This window comes from Streptomyces sp. NPDC001980 (genome assembly GCF_040296885.1).
In the GTDB taxonomy this organism is placed as follows: domain Bacteria; phylum Actinomycetota; class Actinomycetes; order Streptomycetales; family Streptomycetaceae; genus Streptomyces.
The window spans coordinates 1-17037 of sequence record NZ_JBEOYD010000034.1 but is presented as its reverse complement, the minus strand read 5'-3'; the positions used below and the strand labels follow the sequence as shown (position 1 = coordinate 17037).

Genomic DNA, 17037 nt, shown 5'->3' with positions numbered 1-17037 from the left:
ATTCATCCGATCGTGTGAGGATTGACCCCGGGGCTGACGCGCGACGGGCGGACGTACAGTGGCTTGGGCGCGTTACGTGCCTGACACACCCATCGCCTGAGGGAGGCGCTTGCCGTGAGTGAGTTGCGGTTCGTCCGTATGGGGTTCGGCGCGGACGCCGTCGAGTACCAGGAGGCGTGGGACGAGCAGCGCCGGGTGCACGCGGCGCGGTTCGCCGACGAAGTGCCCGACACGGTCCTGCTGCTCGAACACCCCCCGGTCTACACGGCGGGCCGCCGCACCGCGGACAACGAGCGACCGCTCGACGGCACCCCGGTCATCGACGTGGACCGCGGCGGCAAGATCACCTGGCACGGCCCGGGCCAGCTGGTGGGCTATCCGATCCAGAAGCTCCCGCGCCCGGTGGACGTGGTCGCGCACGTACGGCGCCTGGAGGAGGCACTGATCCGCGTCTGCGCCGAGTTCGGCCTGGAGACCACCCGGGTCGAGGGACGCAGCGGCGTGTGGGTGCTGGGCGACCCGGTCGAGCAGCGGCCGCAGGCCCTCGGCGGGCTCTCCCTGGACTTCGACCCCCGGCTGACGGACGACGAGTTCGACCCCCGCCTCAACGGCCCGGAGTACGCGCCCTCCAACGCCGGCCAGCGCCGCGAGGACCGCAAGATCGCCGCGATCGGCATCCGGGTGGCCAAGGGCGTGACCATGCACGGTTTCGCCCTCAACGTGAACCCGGACAACAAGTGGTTCGACCGGATCATCCCGTGCGGCATCCGGGACGCGGGCGTCGCCTCCCTCGCGGCCGAGCTGGGCCGGGACGTGACGATCGCGGAGGTGCTGCCGGTGGTGGAGCGGCACCTGAAGGACGTCCTGGAGAACGCCGATCTGAAGCCGAGGGTGATCGAGAAGGCACCGGCGGCATAAACCGGCCCGCCCCGCACTTGAGGACGAAGTGCGCCACAAGCAGCCCGTCCGGCTTTTGAGGACGAGGCCGTTCAGGCCGAAGCGGGGGTCCGGGGGCGGCAGCCCCCGGCAAGGCCAGCATCCCCGCCGGGCAACAAATCAACGGGCGTACCCTTGGGATCGCCGAAGAATCAATCGCTAGGGAGCCGGTCGTGTCCGCAGTCTCACCCGACGGACGCAAGATGCTGCGCCTGGAGGTCCGCAACGCCGAGACCCCCATCGAGCGCAAGCCCGAGTGGATCAAGACGCGGGCGAAAATGGGCCCCGAGTACACGAAGATGCAGAACCTCGTGAAGAGCGAGGGCCTGCACACGGTCTGCCAGGAAGCCGGCTGCCCCAACATCTACGAGTGCTGGGAGGACCGCGAGGCGACCTTCCTCATCGGCGGCGACCAGTGCACCCGGCGCTGCGACTTCTGCCAGATCGACACCGGCAAGCCCGAGGCCCTGGACCGCGACGAGCCGCGCCGCGTGGGCGAGTCCGTGGTCACCATGGACCTGAACTACGCGACCATCACCGGCGTCGCCCGCGACGACCTGGCGGACGGCGGCGCCTGGCTGTACGCGGAGACGGTCCGGCAGATCCACGCGCAGACGGCGGAGCGCGAGGCCGGCCGCACCAAGGTCGAGCTGCTCGCCCCCGACTTCAACGCGGTCCCCGAGCAGCTCGCCGAGGTCTTCTCGTCGCGCCCCGAGGTCTTCGCGCACAACGTCGAGACCGTGCCCCGGATCTTCAAGCGGATCCGCCCCGGCTTCCGCTACGAGCGCTCACTCAAGGTCATCACGGCCGCCCGCGACTTCGGCCTGGTCACCAAGTCCAACCTCATCCTCGGCATGGGCGAGACCCGCGAGGAGGTCGGCGAGGCGCTGCGCCAGCTGCACGAGGCCGGCTGCGAGCTGGTCACCATCACGCAGTACCTGCGCCCGAGCGTGCGCCACCACCCCGTGGAGCGCTGGGTCAAGCCGCAGGAGTTCGTGGAGCTGAAGGAGGAGGCCGAGCAGATCGGCTTCTCCGGTGTCATGTCCGGCCCGCTCGTACGGTCCTCGTACCGCGCCGGCCGCCTGTACCAGATGGCCGTCGAGAAGCGGGGCGCGTTCGTCGCCGCGCAGGCGGTCTGACGGCGGGCCCGGACCGGGCCCGCCGCCGAGCGTGTGAATTCACGCACAAACTATTACCGGCCAGTAGTGACCGAATGGACGCGGTCCTGACCGTCCTCGCTGATGAGGGCGTACGTCAGGGCCGCGTCAGCGTTCCGGGCCTGCGTATCAAGGTTTCATTGGCGTTTGACCGGTCGGTCACGCCCTGGTAACACCGAACAGTGACCCTGGTATCACAGCACGTACACCCACCTCGAGGGGGGACCTCCACCATGCAGGCCGCGCCCGTTCGCGCCACCGCGATCCCGTCCTTCACCGACGCGCTGCGCGCCGTCGAGTCGCTCCTCATGAGCGGCGGCCAGCGCACCGCGCGCCAGAACGCCTGGACCTCCGTGCTGGAGGACCGCCGTCGCGCCAAGGACCGGGTCGAGGCCCAGCGCTTCCTCGAGCAGGCCGCCGGCCGCTCCTGACGCCCCTTCCGCGGCCCTTGTCGGGACACTGCCGTCGTCGGCACTCCCGGGGCCACGTAGACTTCGGGGCATGGCGAGGAAGGAACCCGCAGCGGACGCTGCGAATGCGGGACGACTGAAGCAGATCGTCCTGACGTACAAGATGACCCGCAAGGCCGACAAGGTGATCGGCCTCGTACTTGCGGGTGTCGGTCTCGGCACCCTTGCTGTCTTCCTCGTGATCGGCTTCCTGATCGGCCACCCGGTCTATCTGGGCATCCTGGGCCTGCTGCTCGCCTTCCTCGCGACGGCGATCGTCTTCGGCCGCCGGGCCGAGCGGGCGGCCTTCGGACAGATGGAAGGCCAGCCGGGCGCCGCGGCCGCCGTGCTGGACAACATCGGGCGGGGCTGGACGACGACGCCGGCGGTGGCGATGAACCGCAGCCAGGACGTGGTGCACCGGGCGGTCGGCAAGGCCGGCATCGTCCTGGTCGCCGAGGGCAACCCGAACCGGGTGAAGAGCCTGCTGGCCGCCGAGAAGAAGAAGATGGCCCGGATCGTGGCCGACGTGCCGGTGCACGACGTGATGGTGGGCACGGGCGAGGGCCAGGTCGAGCTGAAGAAGCTGCGGACCACGATGCTGAAGTTCCCTCGTGTGCTGACGGGGCCCCAGGTGACGACCACCAACGACCGGTTGCGGGCGATGGGGGACCTGATGTCCAACATGCCGTTGCCGAAGGGGCCGATGCCGAAGGGGATGCGGATGCCGAAGGGCGGCGGGAAGGCCCGCTGAGCCCACGTACCCGACTGCCACGACGATGGGGGCGCCCGGATCACTCCGGACGCCCCCATCGTCGTTCTGCGCTCTCGATCACTCCGGACGCCCCCATCGTCGTTCTGCGCTCTCGCCTCGTAACGCGGTGATCAGCTCGCCGATATGACACGCCGCCGAACGGAGCATCCAGCCGTTTATCGGGTGATCTGCTCCTAATCTGCCAGGTGTGACAAAACGCCATATCGCATACCTCGCGTGCAGCGCCGCCCTGTGCGGCTCCCTCCTCGGCGCCGCCCCGGCGACCTCCCCGCACGGCGTTCTGACCGTGCACCCGGGTGAGTCCATCCAGAAGGCGGTCAATGCCGCCGAGCCCGGTGACACGGTCCTGGTGCTGGCCGGCACCTACCACGAGAGCGTCAAGGTGACCACGCCCGGCCTCACCCTGCGCGGTGTGGGCCCGGACACCGTGCTCCAGCCGGTCAAGAAGTCCAAGAAGGCCATGAAGGCCATGAGCGGCACGAAGAAGGCCGCCGTGAAGTCCTGCGCCGAGATGGGCAACGGCATCTGCGTGGTCGGCGCCAAGAAGCAGCCCGTCGAGGACGTGACCATCGCCCACATGACCGTGACCGGGTTCTCCCGGACCGGCGTCATGGCCGTGGGCGCGGCCAACCTGCACGTGCACGGCGTGGCCGCCGTGAAGAACGGGCAGTGGGGCCTCGCCGAGGAGCGCTCGGTCCACAGCGTGTACCAGAACAACGTCGCCCGGAACAACGGCGACGCGGGCATCTTCCTCGCCAACTCCGTCACCACGGAGAAGGGTGCCGTCGACACGTTCGGCACGGTCGTCGAGCACAACCTCCTGGAGAACAACCGGATCGGCGTCACCGTCCGCCGGCTGCGCAACCTCACGGTCTCCGACAACTCGGTCACCGGGAACTGCGCGGGCGTGTTCGTCGTCGGCGACGAGAACAAGCCGAAGGCCGGTCACCTGACGGTCGCCGACAACCAGGTCGTGAAGAACAACAAGTACTGCAAGAAGACCGCCCGACTGTCCTTCCTGCAGGGCTCCGGCATCGTCCTCACCGGCGCCGAGAACACCCTGGTGACCGGGAACACCGTCACCGGCAACTCCGGCAAGTCGCCGCTGTCGGGCGGTGTCGTGGTCTTCAAGAGCTTCGTGGGTGCCACCAGCGACAAGAACCAGATCACCCGCAACAAGCTGTCGGACAACTCCCCCGCCGACCTGGTCAACCAGGAGGCCAGCAAGCACGGCAACGCCTTCAAGGACAACTCCTGCAAGAAGTCCAAGCCCTCGGGTCTGTGCTGACCTGACGACCGTACGACACCCCCCACGGAAGGAAGGCGGCACATGACCGCACCAGCACGCGACCTCTCGACGTCGGCCAAGGAGCCGGCGGAGGACGCTCCGCCGCCGTCGATGCGGCTGCGCGAGCTCGTGTTCGGGGCGGCCTGTGCCGCCGCCGTCCGCGCGGCCGCCCGGCTGCGGGTCGCCGACGCGCTCGGGGACGCTCCCATGACCGTGGAGACCCTGGCCTCCGCGGTGAAGACGGACCCGAAGCCGCTGCGCCGGCTGCTGCGCGCCCTGTCCTGCTACGGCGTCTTCGCCGAGCGGCCGGACGGGACGTTCGCCCACACCGAGACCTCCCGGCTGCTGCGCGAGGACGACCCGCACAGCCTGCGCTACATCGCCATGTGGTGCACCGAGCCGTGGACCTGGGACGCCTGGCCGAAGCTCGACGAGGCCGTGCGCAGCGGCCGCAACGTCGTCGAGGACCTCTACGGCAAGGAGTTCTTCGTCTACCTGAACGAGGACGCCCCGGAGTCGGCGGACGTCTTCAACCGGGCGATGACCACCTCCAGCGAGCAGTCGGCCCGCGAGGTCGCCGCCCTGCTCGACCTGTCCGGCAGCCGGTCGGTCGCGGACCTCGGCGGCGGGCAGGGGCACGTGGTGGCCAGCCTGCTGGACAAGTACCCGGCGATGAAGGGCTATCTGCTGGATCTGCCCCAGGTGGTGGAGAAGGCCCTGCCCCGGCTGCGCGAGGGCGGCGACCTCGCGGACCGGGCGCGGGTGGTGCCCGGCGACATCCGGGAGGCCGTGCCGGTCGACGCGGACGTCTACATCATCAAGAACATCCTGGAGTGGGACGACGAGTCCACCGCGCGGCTGCTCGCCAACGTGGTCGCGGCGGGCGGGCCCGGGGCCCGGGTCGTGGTGATCGAGAACCTGGTCGACGACACCCCGTCGATGCGGTTCAGCACCGCGATGGACCTGCTGCTGCTCCTGAACGTCGGCGGCGCCAAGCACACCACCGACAGCATGGTGCGGCGGCTGGGCGACGCGGGTCTGAGCGTGAACGACATCCGGCCGGTCAACCCGTACCTGCACGCCTTCGACTGCACGGTGCCCGCCTGAGCCGGGTGGCCCGGCAAACGCCGGTGCCGGGCCCGCGTCGTGCGCGGGTCCGGCACCGTTGGCGTACGGCGGTACGCGGGGTCACGCGCCGCCGTCGCGCTCCCAGAGGTAGAAGCGCTGGGCCATCGCGTCCTTCGGGGAACGCCAGGTCTCCGGGTCGTACGCGCTGACGTACGCCGTGAGACGGTCGCTGATGTCCCTGAACTCGGGGTGCGAGGTGACCTTGGCGATGGCCGGTCCCGGCTCGCGCTCGGACTCGACGAGGTGCATGTACACATCGCCGAACTGGAAGAGGCTGCGCCGGACCACCCCGACGAGGTGCGGCAGCTCTCCCCGGTCGGACTCCGCGAACACCTTCGCGATGTCGGGCGCGGAGCCCGGTGCCATACGGGCGACGATCAGGGCCTGATGCACGTGTCTCTCCGTTCCTGTCTTCCTGACGGCCGGCTCAGTCGGCGAGGGCCGGGTCGGGGCGCCGGCCGGTGGCGGCCTTCTCGATCTTGTCCCGGATCAGGGCCATCTGGATCTTGGAGTTCTTGTTGATGTTGTCGGTCATCCACTCGTCGTCGACGGGGGCCTCCGGCTTCATCGCGAAGTCCTGGGTCCAGATCATCCGGGTACCGGCGGGCACCTCCTCGTACTGCCAGAGGATGTCCATGTGCGCGAACGGGCCGGTCTCGACCCGGCGGGCCTTGACGCGGAGGTTGCGGCGGTCCGCCTCGCGCTCGGAGACCCAGCTCCACACCTTGCCGTTCTCGTCGGGGTGCATGGTCAGCCGGAAGGTGACCTTCTTCCCCGTCTCCTCGAGGATCTCGGCGCTGGCGTACTCGCTGAACAGCTGGGGCCAGTTGGCCACGTCGTTGGTCATGTCCCAGACCAGGTCGACGGGCGCGGCGATGGTGATCTCGTTCTGGGTGTGTCCGGTCATGTCAGGCTCCCGCGGGCATGGCGCTGTTGACGAGGTCGAGGAACTGGCGCGGCGTCTTGCACCGTTCGGCGTCCACCGGCATGGGCACGCCGTGCCGGTTCTCCAGCTCGCCGACGATGCCGAGCAGGCCGAGCGAGTCGACGCCGAGGACGTCGAAGCCGCTGTCGGCCCGGTCCTGGAGGTCCGCCGGGGAGACGGTGACGCCGGCGGCCTTCTTCATGAGTTCGGACAGTTCGTCCACGGTGATGCTCATAGGAACTCCTTCTGCTTCGCTGCTGGGCAGCTGGTGTGTTCGACTCACTCGGCCGCGCCGTGGCGCAGTACGAGCGCCGAGTTCGACCCCATGAGGCCCCGGCTGAGCACCAGTGCCGTGCGTGGCCGCGCGGCACGCGCGCTGCCGGTCACGAGGTCGAGGTCGTGGCAGATGTCGTGGACACCCGGGGTCGGCGGGATCAGACCGTGTTCCATGGCGAGCACCGCGGCGGCGGTGTCCAGGACCGGGGCCGCGCAGTAGCCCCGGCCGATCCCGGTCTTGGGCGCGGTGACCGGCACCCGCCTGCCGTGCGCGCCGAGGACGTCGGTGATGGCCAGCGCCTCCGCCCGGTCGGCTTCCGGCACTCCGAGGGCGTCGGCGAAGACCACGTCGACCTCCTCGGGGGCGCAGCCGGCCTCGGCCAGCGCCCCGCGGATGGCCTGGGCGAGCCCGGCCCGGGACTCGGCCCAGCGGGAGGCGCCGGTGAAGGTGGACGCGTGGCCGTCGAGGGTGGCCCGGACCGGCAGTCCGCGTCGGCGGGCCGAGCCGGTGTCCTCCACGACGAGCATGGCGCCGCCCTCGGCCGGCACGAACCCGCAGGCCTGCTCGGTGAACGGGCGGTAGGCGCGGGTCGGGTCGGTCTCCCGGCTGAGTTCCTCGTAGCCGAGCTGGCAGACCACCGAGTACGGAGCTATCGGTGCCTCGGTGGAGCCGGCCACGATGACGTCCGTGCCGCGGCGGACCGCGCGGGCCGCGTGGGCGAGGGCGTCCAGGCCGCCGGCCTCGTCGGCGGCGACCACCGAGCAGGGGCCCTTGAAGCCGCGCCGGATGGAGATCTGGCCGGTGCTGGCCGCGTAGAACCAGGCGATGGACTGGTAGGGGCCGACGAACCGGCTGCCCTTGCCCCAGAGTTGCTGGAGCTCGCGCTGGCCGAACTCGCCGCCGCCGGAGCCGGCCGCGGTGACCACGCCGATGTCGAACGGCGAGCCCTCGGTGTCGGCGCGGCCGAGCCGGGCGTCTTCGAGTGCCAGGTCGGCCGCGGCCATCGCGAAGTGCGTGAAGCGGTCGGTCTGGACGATGAGGCGTTCCTCGACGGCGGCCGCCGGATCGAAGTCGCGGACTTCCCCGGCCACCTTCATGGGCAGGTGCTCGCAGCCGTCGCGGGTCACCTTGTCGAGGACGTTGCGTCCCTCCTGGACGGATTTCCAGAAGGTCTCGGTGCTGGTTCCGTTGGGCGCGACGACACCGATGCCGGTGACGGCCGCCCGTCGAGACCGGGGTTCGCTCATCGTGTCCGTCCTCTCTGCCGGGTCAGGATCACCGCGGACTGGAAGCCGCCGAACCCGCTGCCCACGGACAGGACGCCGTTCAGGCTCCGTTCGCGGGCGACGCGCGGCACGTAGTCGAGGTCGCACTCGGGGTCGGGGGTCTCGTAGTTGGCGGTGGGCGGGACGACCTGGTGGGCCAGGGCGAGCACGCAGGCGACGACCTCGATGGCGCCGATCGCGCCGAGCGAGTGGCCCACCATGGACTTGATGGAGCTCATGGGCGTGCTGTACGCGTGCTGTCCGAGCGCCTTCTTCACGGCGGCGGTCTCGTGGCGGTCGTTCTGCCGGGTGCCGGAGCCGTGCGCGTTGACGTAGTCGATGGCGGTGGGGTCGAGGCGGGCGTGGTCCAGGGCGGTCTCGATGGCGCGGGCCATCTCCAGGCCCTCGCTGGTGAGACCGGTCATGTGGTAGGCGTTGCCGAAGGTGGCGTAGCCGTCGAGCTGGCAGTAGATGTGCGCGCCGCGGGCCTTGGCGTGCTCCAGCTCCTCCAGGACGAGCACCGCGCCGCCCTCGCCCATGACGAACCCGTCACGGCGGTTGTCGAACGGGCGGGAGGCGTGCTCGGGGTCGTCGTTGTTCGGGGAGGTGGCCTTGATCGCGTCGAAGCAGGCCATGGTGATGGGTGAGATCGGGGAGTCCGAGGCACCGGCGATGCAGATGTCGGCGCGGCCCTCCTGGACGGTGTGGAAGGCGTAGCCGACGGCGTCCAGGCCCGAGGTGCAGCCGGTGGACACGGTCTGTACCGGACCCTGAGCGCCGAAACGTTCCGCCACCGCGGAGGCGAGCGTGCTCGGGGAGAACGCCCGGTGCAGCTGGGGCTGCGCCTGCCGGTGGTCCACGTCCCAGCGCTGACCCGCGCCGCTCACCAGGACGTAGTCGTGCTCAAGACGGGTGGTGCCACCGACCGCCGTACCCAGGGAGACCCCGATCCGCCAGGGGTCCTCCCGGCCGAGGTCGAGACCGGAGTCCCGGACCGCCTCGTCACCGGCGACCAGGGCGAACTGTATGTAACGGTCCGCCCGCTCGATCTCCTCGGCGTCCAGGCCGTGCGCCGCCGGGTCGAAATCGCACTCGGCGGCGATCCGCGACCTGAGGCCCGAGGGGTCGAAGAAGGTGATGCCGCGCGTCGCGGTCCGGCCCGAGGCGAGCAGATCCCAGAACGCCGGTACGCCCACACCCCCCGGAGCGACGATGCCTATGCCCGTAACCGCCACGCGCCGGGTCACGACCGGACCTGCCCCACGGCGACGGCTTCCGTCTCCTCGGTGTCGACGTGGCCGAGGCTCGGGCGCGGGGCCAGCGGGCCGAGGTGGAAGACGATCCGGGCCTCGACGTTGCCCACGTTGCGGAAGCGGTGCTTCATGCTGATGGGGATCATCAGCCCCTGTTCGGGCCGCAGCGGGTGCGGTTCGCCGTCCAGGTCGACCACCATCTCGCCGCAGACGACGTACACGAACTCCTCGGAGTACGGGTGGTAGTGCTCGGCGATGCGGTCGCCCGGCTGCACGATGGCCACACCCATGAAACCGCTGGTGGAACCCACCGTGGCCGGGGTGAGCATGGCGCGCAGATCGCCGCCGCGCCGGGTGTTGGGCTCGACCTCGCTGAGGTCCACGATCTTCGGAATGGGCTGCATGTGTGCGTTCCTCCGTGGGGGTGATGCGACGGTGGGGGGTCAGGCGTCAGGCGTCCGGGGAGCGGCGGTCGGTGAGGAGCTGCATCCGCACCGCGTCGCCGTCCAGCAGGGCGGTCAGCGCGTGGGCCGGGGTGACGTCCACGGGCTTGCCGGGCCGCTGCTCGACCAGGCGGACGACGACGTCGTCGCGCTGGAAGACCGTGCTGTGCAGCACCGGGCTCGCCGGGTCCTCGGCCGTGGCCTCGTCCTGCTGCGCGAGCAGCTCCGCGAGCCGCATCCCGCAGCCCGGGCGGGCCGGGTAGTAGAGGGCGTACCGCTCGCCCTCGGCCAGCTCCTCGGCGCTGACGTGGTGGACGGCCGGCAGGGCCGCCCGGGTGAAGAACACCCGTGCGGACTCCTGGTCGTTGAGGTCGCGCTCCTGCTCCAGGTAGGGGTTGATGGCCTCCTCGACGGCCCGCACCTCGGGCTGCCGGGCGACGTGACGCAGGGCGGCCATCAGGTCGCCGCGCACCTCGATGGCCCGCACGACCCGGTTGCCGTGCATGAACAGGGAGGTACGGCAGAGCCGGGTGGAGTCGTCGACCTTCGCCTCGGGCGAGGCGTAGTCCGCGAGGATCTTCGCGACCTTGGCCTCACTGCCCGGCGTGACCGTGAAGGTGAGCGCGTGGCGGATCACGCCGTCGCCCATCCGCGGGTTGGCCTGCAGGACGCGTACGGCGTCCGCCGACGGGCCGCCGGTCTCCCGTACGACGTGGAAGCGGAGCGAGCGGGTGTCGCGGACGCAGTTGTGCAGCGGCTTCACCATCTCCACGTGCTCCTCGCTGTTCACCCAGGCGAGGAACGGCGGGGCGCTCTCCCACTCGCTGGTGATCAGCCACTGGGAGGGGTTCTCGATCGACTGGCAGAGCTGGTCGCTGACGTGGCCGGGTACCTGGGCGACCTGGTTGCACAGCTGCTCGTAGGCCTCCAGGAACTGCTGCTGCGCGCCGTCGTAGACGTCCACCAGCAGGACGACCCGGAGCCGGGAACCGTCGAAGACGGACTGGGAGACCCGTGTCGAGACCGGGCGGGTCGTTCGGGTCGGCTTTGCCGAAACCTTTTCCGAGATCGTCGTCATGCTTCGCACATCTCCTTCGCTGGGCAGCGGCCTGCGCCTTCGCCGATGACGCGGCGTCAGCGCTTCTTGATCCTGTGCCGGTCCTCCGAAGCGCGCGACTCGCGTGAACCAGGTGGGTGATTGAGCCCGCGGAACCCCTCCCGAGGGGGCCCGGACGGGCATGGACGTTCCAACGCACCTGACGCACCAACACCCGCCTCTGGAGTGCCCGATGCACCAGAAAACCGATCACCAGGTCCCCGTCCTCGTGGTGGGCGGCTCCCTCGTGGGCCTGTCCATGTCCCTCTTCCTGGGCCGACTGGGCGTACGCCACATGCTCGTCGAGAGACACTCCGGAACCTCGATCCACCCACGCGGCCGGGGCAACAACGTGCGGACGATGGAGCTGTTCCGGAGAGCGGGCATCGAGCCGGACATCAAGGCCGCGGCCTCCCTCCTCGCCGACAACCACGGCATCCTGCAGACCCCGACGCTGGTCGGCGACGCCGGCGAGTGGCTGTTCAAGGAGATCGACCCGGGCGGCGGAATCGCGCGGTTCAGCCCGACGGGCTGGTGCCTGTGCAGCCAGAACGACCTCGAACCGGTCCTCCGCCAGGCGGCCGAGTCCCTCACCGGCGACCTGCGCTACTTCCACGAGATGGAGTCCTTCGAACAGGACCCCGAAGGAGTGACGGCGTACGTCCGCGACCGTGACTCCGACCGGATGTACACCGTCCGCGCGGACTACCTGGTCGCGGCCGACGGCCCGCGCTCCCCGGTCCGCGGCCGGCTCGGCATCGGCCAGACGGGCCCCGGCGACCTGTTCGCGAACGTCAGCATCACCTTCCGTTCCAAGCTGCTCCAGAACACGGTCGGGGACCGCCGGTTCATCTGCTGCTACCTCACCGACCCGGAGGCGGACGGCGCCCTCCTCCCCGTCGACAACAAGGAGCGCTGGGTCTTCCACGCGCCCTGGCACCCCGAACGCGGCGAGACCCTCGACGAGTTCACGGAGGAACGCCTCACCCGGCACATCCGCCGGGCCGTCGGCGTCCCCGACCTCGACGTCGAGGTCACCGGCCGCGCGTCCTGGCGGGCGGCCGAACGGGTCGCGGAACGCTACGCCGACCGGCGGGTCTTCCTGGCCGGCGACTCCGCGCACGAGATGTCCCCGACGGGGGCCTTCGGCTCCAACACCGGCATCCAGGACGCCCACAACCTCGCGTGGAAGCTGGCGGCGGTCCTGGACGGCTGGGCCGGCCCGGGCCTGCTGGAGTCGTACGACGCCGAGCGCCGCCCGGTCGCCCTCGCCACCAGCGCCCGCGCCTCCGCCCGCTCCGTCGAGCACAGCCACCCCGGCTTCGCGCCCGCCCCCGGCGTCGGCGCCGACCGGCGCGGCGGCATCCTCAACATCGTCCTCGGCTACCGCTACCCGAAGGGCGCGGTCCTCGGCGCCGACCCGGACCAGCCGCTGGTACCCAATGGGATGAACCTCACCGGCCAGCCGGGCAGCCGGGCCCCGCACCTGTGGCTGCGCCGGGAGGGGGAGCGGATGTCCACGCTCGACCTCTACGAGCGGTCACTGGTGCTGCTGAGTGACGCGGCGTCGGCGGGGGGCGCGGCCTGGCACTCGGCCGCCCGGCGGATCGCGGACACGGAGCGGCTGCGGCTGGACACGTACCGCATCGGCGCGACGGGCGATCTTGTGTACGACACGGAGGGCGGCGACTGGGCGGCGGCGCACGGTACGACGGCGGACGGGGCGGTACTGGTCCGGCCGGACGGGTTCGTGGCATGGCGCTCGGAAGGCGCCGTGCCCGACCCGGAGGGAGAGCTGCGGGAGGTACTGGCGCGGGTGCTGCGGAGGAGGTGAGCCGGGGTGGGGGGCGGGGGTGGGGACTGGGGGAGGCACGCCTGCCCGCAGCTATGTAGCTGACGCGACTGCAGCGCCCCGTAACCCCCGCCGGCCCGCACCTACATGCGCACCTCTACGGTCTTCGCCAGCCGGTCGTGCAGCCCCCTGCCGTCCCGGTCCCACACCAGCGCCGGGATCGCGAGGCACAGCAGCACCGTGCGGGCCAGTGCGCGCAGCGGCTGCACCCGGCCCGTCTCGACGCCGACCACCCGCAGCCGGAACAGCCGCTTACCCGGCGTGAAGCCGACCGTACCGACCGTCAGGACACCCAGGGCGAAGAAGACAAGGAGGGCCCAGTTGCCGGTCGCCGGGGTGTAGCCGTCAGTGATCAGGCCGTATGCGATCAAGACGCACAGCGCCCAGTCCACGACCAGCGCCCCGAGCCGCCGTCCCGGGCGGGCGATCGAGCCCGGCCCCTCCTCCGGCAGACCGAGTTGCTCGCCCCGGTATCCGAACTCCGCACCGGCCTCTTCCATGGCCGCGCGGGGGCCGGAGAGCCACGATCCGATTGCTTGCCTGTTGTCCACCCGTAAACGGTACTGCCCCGGTATCCGCCCGGGGTCCGGCGGGGTGTCCCGGGGCTACCGTGGAACCGAGGTCGGTTAACTTCAGCGAAACAAATGGGTCACGCCCGAGAAATCACCCGTCCCTAGGGTCGAGGACAACGTGTGCCACCGCACTGGCCGCACGAACGAACTACCACCCCGGCACGGGAACGGCCGGGAGTAGGAGGAGCTGGATGTTCCAGAACGCCGACGAGGCCAAGAAGTTCATCGCGGACGAGGACGTCAAGTTCGTCGACGTCCGTTTCTGCGACCTGCCGGGCGTCATGCAGCACTTCACGGTGCCCGTCGAGGCGTTCGACCCGGACGACGAGCTCGCCTTCGACGGATCCTCGATCCGCGGCTTCCAGGCGATCCACGAGTCCGACATGGCGCTGCGCGCCGACCTGTCGACGGCCCGGGTGGACCCCTTCCGCCGCGACAAGACGCTCAACATCAACTTCTTCATCCACGACCCGATCACGGGCGAGCAGTACTCCCGTGACCCGCGCAACGTGGCGAAGAAGGCGGAGGCGTACCTCGCGTCGACCGGTATCGCGGACACCGCGTACTTCGGCCCCGAGGCCGAGTTCTACGTCTTCGACAGCGTCCGTTTCGCCACCTCGGCGAACGAGAGCTTCTACCACATCGACTCCGAGGCCGGCGCCTGGAACACGGGCGCGCTCGAGGACAACCGTGGTTACAAGGTCCGCTACAAGGGCGGCTACTTCCCGGTCCCGCCGGTCGACCACTTCGCCGACCTGCGTGCCGAGATCTCCCTGGAGCTGGGCAGGGCCGGCCTCCAGGTCGAGCGCCAGCACCACGAGGTGGGCACCGCCGGCCAGGCGGAGATCAACTACAAGTTCAACACGCTGCTCGCCGCGGCCGACGACCTCCAGCTCTTCAAGTACATCGTGAAGAACGTGGCCTGGCGCAACGGCAAGACCGCGACCTTCATGCCGAAGCCGATCTTCGGCGACAACGGCTCGGGCATGCACGTCCACCAGTCGCTGTGGACGGGCGGCTCCCCGCTCTTCTACGACGAGGCCGGATACGCGGGCCTGTCGGACATCGCCCGCTACTACATCGGCGGCATCCTGAAGCACGCCCCGTCGCTGCTCGCCTTCACCAACCCGACGGTGAACTCGTACCACCGCCTGGTCCCGGGCTTCGAGGCCCCGATCAACCTGGTGTACTCGCAGCGCAACCGCTCCGCCGCGATGCGTATCCCGATCACGGGTTCGAACCCGAAGGCCAAGCGCGTCGAGTTCCGCGCGCCCGACTCCTCCGGCAACCCGTACCTGGCCTTCTCGGCCCTGCTCCTCGCGGGCCTGGACGGCATCAAGAACAAGATCGAGCCGGCCGAGCCGATCGACAAGGACCTCTACGAGCTGGCTCCCGAGGAGCACGCGAACGTCGCCCAGGTCCCGACCTCCCTCCCGGCCGTCCTCGACTCCCTGGAGCGCGACCACGAGTTCCTGCTCGCCGGTGACGTCTTCACGCCCGACCTGATCGAGACGTGGATCGACTTCAAGCGCACCAACGAGATCGCCCCGCTGCAGCTGCGCCCGCACCCGCACGAGTTCGAGCTGTACTTCGACGTGTGACAGACGCCGCTCCGGCTGTTCGGCGCCCCCGTTCCTGTTTCTCGGGACGGGGGCGCCGTCGTATCGTGCGTCGGTACGCATGTTCGATACGGGGGGATCAGGGTGTCTCAACAGGACGACGAGGAGCGGGAGTTCGACCTGCGCTGGGCCGACCAGGCCGAGCACAAGGAGCCGTCCGCGCGGGCCCGGATGCTCGCCGCCCGCTGGAAGGAGAACCCGCCGGACCCGGTACCGTTCCGGCCGGATCCGGGACCGGTGGCGCCGCGCAGGTCGTCATGGGTGTCGACGGCGGTGGTCCTGGGATGCGTGGCGGCGGTGATCGTCCTGCTGGGGTACATACAGACGCGCTCGCCGTACTAGAGAAGGCCCGAATAGGCGCCCCGTAAGGGGCGCGGGGCCGTATCTGATGTGCGGCTCCGCCGCGTGGGCGCGAGCAACCACGACGGCGCCGCACCCTCACAGGGATTCACAGGGACCTTTTGCCGCTACTAGGCACGTTCGGAACCTCCTCATTGCCCCCGGCAGGTGCACACTGGACAGCGGGACGAGTGCCTGACTGCGGGGTGAGGCAAGATGCAGAGCCGCTTCCGGAGCGACCGCCGGCTGACCGTACGGATGACGGTCACGCTGTTCCTGCTCGGGTTGTTGTACGTCGGCTTCGTTGCCGCGTTGATCGTGTTGCTGAAGTCGTGGCTGCTGGTCGTCGTGCTGGTGGGCGCGATGTTCGTGGCGCAGTTCTGGTTCTCCGACCGGATCGCGATGTTCGCCATGCGCGGGCGGGTCGTGGAGCGGGAGGAGTATCCGGAGCTGCACGCCGTGGTGGACCGGCTGTGTGCGATCGCGGACATGCCGAAGCCGGTCGTCGCCGTTTCCGATATGGACATGCCGAACGCGTTCGCGACCGGGCGGAATCCCGATCACGCGGTCGTCTGCGTGACCACCGGGCTGCTGCGGCGGCTGGAGCCCGCCGAGCTGGAGGGCGTGCTCGCGCACGAGCTGTCGCACGTGGCGCACAAGGACGTCGCCGTGATCACGGTCGCGTCCTTCCTGGGCGTGATCGCCGGGCTCATCGTGCGGTTCGCGTTCTACTCGCAGATCTTCGGCGGGGGCAGGCGGGACCAGAACACGGCCGCCGTGTTCGCCGCGATCATCGGAGTCTCCGCGGCCGTGTACGCGATCAGCTTCCTGCTGATCAGGGCGCTGTCCCGGTACCGGGAGCTGGCCGCCGACCGGGCGGCCGCCCAGCTGACCGGGCGCCCCTCGGCCCTGGCCTCGGCGCTGACCAAGGTCTCCGGTGACATCGCCCGGATCCCGACCAAGGACCTGCGCACGGCCCAGGCCTTCAACGCGTTCTACTTCACCCCGGCGACCGGCAAGGAGCCCGGCATCGAGCGCTTCTTCTCCACCCACCCGCCCCTGGAGCAGCGGCTGGAGCAGCTGGGGCGGATCTCGGCGGAGCTGGGTGAGGCGGCGACGCCCGGAAAGGCCGGGTGAGCATGGGGTTCCTGGACATCCTGCTGGGCCGTACGAAGCCGGTCGTGCCCGATCTCGACCAGTTGTTCGCACTGCCGTCGGCGGCGGTGACGCTGGAGGCGGCGGCCGGGTTCAGGCCCACCGGCGGGGGCGCGGTGTGCTTCGCCACCGTGGAGGGCGCGGCCTTCGAGCAGACCCACCGGGAGGTCCAGGCGCTCCTCGACGCGGACTCGGACCGCGGCGGGGTTCCGGTGGAGCTGCACCAGGACGACTACGGGTACTCCTGGCTGGTCTCGCAGCGCTCCCCCGAGCAGCTTCCGCAGCTGGTCAACGACCTGCACGCGGTGAACAGCTCGATGGAGGTCAACGGCTTCGGCCCGCAGCTGCTCTGTTCCCTGGCCGCCTTCGAGGACGAGCGCGGGCGCAGGCTCGGGCTCGTCTACCTCTACAAGCGGGGCACCTTCTACCCCTTCGCGCCGCTGCCCGGTTCCGGTCAGCGGCCCGACCACCGGCGGGGGGAGAAAGGAAGAGCGGGAGGGAGGGAAAA

At 70.2% G+C, this 17037-nt stretch carries 19 protein-coding genes; 11 read left to right on the top strand and 8 right to left on the bottom strand.

Annotated features, from left to right (window positions below):
* Nucleotides 1-114: 114 nt before the first annotated feature.
* From lipB to ABT137_RS37530, 6 genes are all read left to right on the top strand, one after another.
* Nucleotides 115-918 (top strand): lipoyl(octanoyl) transferase LipB, encoded by an 804-nt coding sequence (gene lipB / locus ABT137_RS37555; protein ID WP_351715791.1) that lies wholly within the window; start codon nt 115-117, stop codon nt 916-918.
* Between the two features lie 191 nt (nt 919-1109).
* Nucleotides 1110-2075, top strand: coding sequence for a lipoyl synthase (lipA, locus tag ABT137_RS37550; protein WP_217552704.1), 966 nt, complete (start codon nt 1110-1112; stop codon nt 2073-2075).
* Nucleotides 2076-2326: 251 nt separating this feature from the next.
* Nucleotides 2327-2524, top strand: coding sequence for an SCO2195 family GlnR-regulated protein (locus ABT137_RS37545; RefSeq protein ID WP_181806529.1), 198 nt, complete (start codon nt 2327-2329; stop codon nt 2522-2524).
* Between the two features lie 70 nt (nt 2525-2594).
* Nucleotides 2595-3296 (top strand): DUF4191 domain-containing protein, encoded by a 702-nt coding sequence (locus ABT137_RS37540; protein ID WP_351715789.1) that lies wholly within the window; start codon nt 2595-2597, stop codon nt 3294-3296.
* Between the two features lie 208 nt (nt 3297-3504).
* Nucleotides 3505-4605: a right-handed parallel beta-helix repeat-containing protein gene (locus ABT137_RS37535; RefSeq protein ID WP_351715787.1), complete on the top strand. Its 1101-nt coding sequence runs from the start codon at nt 3505-3507 to the stop codon at nt 4603-4605.
* Between the two features lie 111 nt (nt 4606-4716).
* Entirely contained in the window at nt 4717-5712 is a 996-nt protein-coding gene (locus ABT137_RS37530; RefSeq protein ID WP_502984643.1) for a methyltransferase, read from the top strand.
* An 81-nt stretch (nt 5713-5793) separates the two neighbouring features.
* Here ABT137_RS37530 and ABT137_RS37525 read toward each other — a convergent pair whose 3' ends face one another.
* Genes ABT137_RS37525 through ABT137_RS37495 form a run of 7 tightly spaced genes read right to left on the bottom strand, consistent with a single transcriptional unit; the run spans nt 5794 to nt 10974 of the window.
* Nucleotides 5794-6126: a TcmI family type II polyketide cyclase gene (locus ABT137_RS37525; protein WP_351715784.1), complete on the bottom strand. Its 333-nt coding sequence runs from the start codon at nt 6124-6126 to the stop codon at nt 5794-5796.
* A 34-nt stretch (nt 6127-6160) separates the two neighbouring features.
* Nucleotides 6161-6640, bottom strand: coding sequence for an SRPBCC family protein (locus ABT137_RS37520; RefSeq protein WP_351715783.1), 480 nt, complete (start codon nt 6638-6640; stop codon nt 6161-6163).
* Between the two features lies 1 nt (nt 6641).
* Nucleotides 6642-6893 carry an acyl carrier protein gene (locus ABT137_RS37515; protein WP_089101200.1) on the bottom strand — a complete coding sequence of 84 codons (252 nt, stop codon included), beginning with the start codon at nt 6891-6893 and terminating at the stop codon, nt 6642-6644.
* Between the two features lie 44 nt (nt 6894-6937).
* Nucleotides 6938-8182: a ketosynthase chain-length factor gene (locus tag ABT137_RS37510; protein WP_351715781.1), complete on the bottom strand. Its 1245-nt coding sequence runs from the start codon at nt 8180-8182 to the stop codon at nt 6938-6940.
* A complete protein-coding gene (locus ABT137_RS37505) occupies nt 8179-9447 on the bottom strand; it encodes a beta-ketoacyl-[acyl-carrier-protein] synthase family protein (RefSeq protein WP_351715780.1) in 1269 nt (422 codons plus the stop codon). The genes ABT137_RS37510 and ABT137_RS37505 overlap by 4 nt, the downstream gene beginning before the upstream one ends.
* Complete coding sequence (locus tag ABT137_RS37500; protein ID WP_351715778.1) at nt 9444-9857, bottom strand: cupin domain-containing protein; 414 nt, start codon at nt 9855-9857, stop codon at nt 9444-9446. Before ABT137_RS37500 ends, ABT137_RS37505 begins: the two co-directional genes overlap by 4 nt.
* 46 nt (nt 9858-9903) lie before the next feature.
* Complete coding sequence (locus tag ABT137_RS37495; RefSeq protein ID WP_351715777.1) at nt 9904-10974, bottom strand: SchA/CurD-like domain-containing protein; 1071 nt, start codon at nt 10972-10974, stop codon at nt 9904-9906.
* 211 nt (nt 10975-11185) lie between these two features.
* Between ABT137_RS37495 and ABT137_RS37490 the strand changes: the two genes are divergently transcribed.
* On the top strand, nt 11186-12826 hold the full coding sequence (locus ABT137_RS37490; protein ID WP_351715775.1) for an FAD-dependent oxidoreductase: 1641 nt from the start codon (nt 11186-11188) through the stop codon (nt 12824-12826).
* 101 nt (nt 12827-12927) lie between these two features.
* On the opposite strand, the gene ABT137_RS37485 is transcribed toward ABT137_RS37490, so the two are convergent.
* Nucleotides 12928-13395 (bottom strand): RDD family protein, encoded by a 468-nt coding sequence (locus ABT137_RS37485; protein WP_351715773.1) that lies wholly within the window; start codon nt 13393-13395, stop codon nt 12928-12930.
* A 212-nt stretch (nt 13396-13607) separates the two neighbouring features.
* On the opposite strand from ABT137_RS37485, the gene glnA reads away from it, so the two are divergent.
* The 4 genes from glnA to pspAB form a co-directional block, all read left to right on the top strand.
* Nucleotides 13608-15017 carry a type I glutamate--ammonia ligase gene (gene glnA / locus ABT137_RS37480; RefSeq protein WP_351715771.1) on the top strand — a complete coding sequence of 470 codons (1410 nt, stop codon included), beginning with the start codon at nt 13608-13610 and terminating at the stop codon, nt 15015-15017.
* A gap of 102 nt (nt 15018-15119) precedes the next feature.
* A complete protein-coding gene (locus tag ABT137_RS37475) occupies nt 15120-15377 on the top strand; it encodes an SCO2583/SCO2584 N-terminal domain-containing protein (protein WP_351715769.1) in 258 nt (85 codons plus the stop codon).
* A gap of 213 nt (nt 15378-15590) precedes the next feature.
* Nucleotides 15591-16511: a zinc metalloprotease HtpX gene (gene htpX / locus ABT137_RS37470; RefSeq protein WP_351715767.1), complete on the top strand. Its 921-nt coding sequence runs from the start codon at nt 15591-15593 to the stop codon at nt 16509-16511.
* Between the two features lie 2 nt (nt 16512-16513).
* The coding region (pspAB, locus tag ABT137_RS37465) for a PspA-associated protein PspAB (protein ID WP_351715943.1) at nt 16514-17037 on the top strand (524 nt) is incomplete at its 3' end.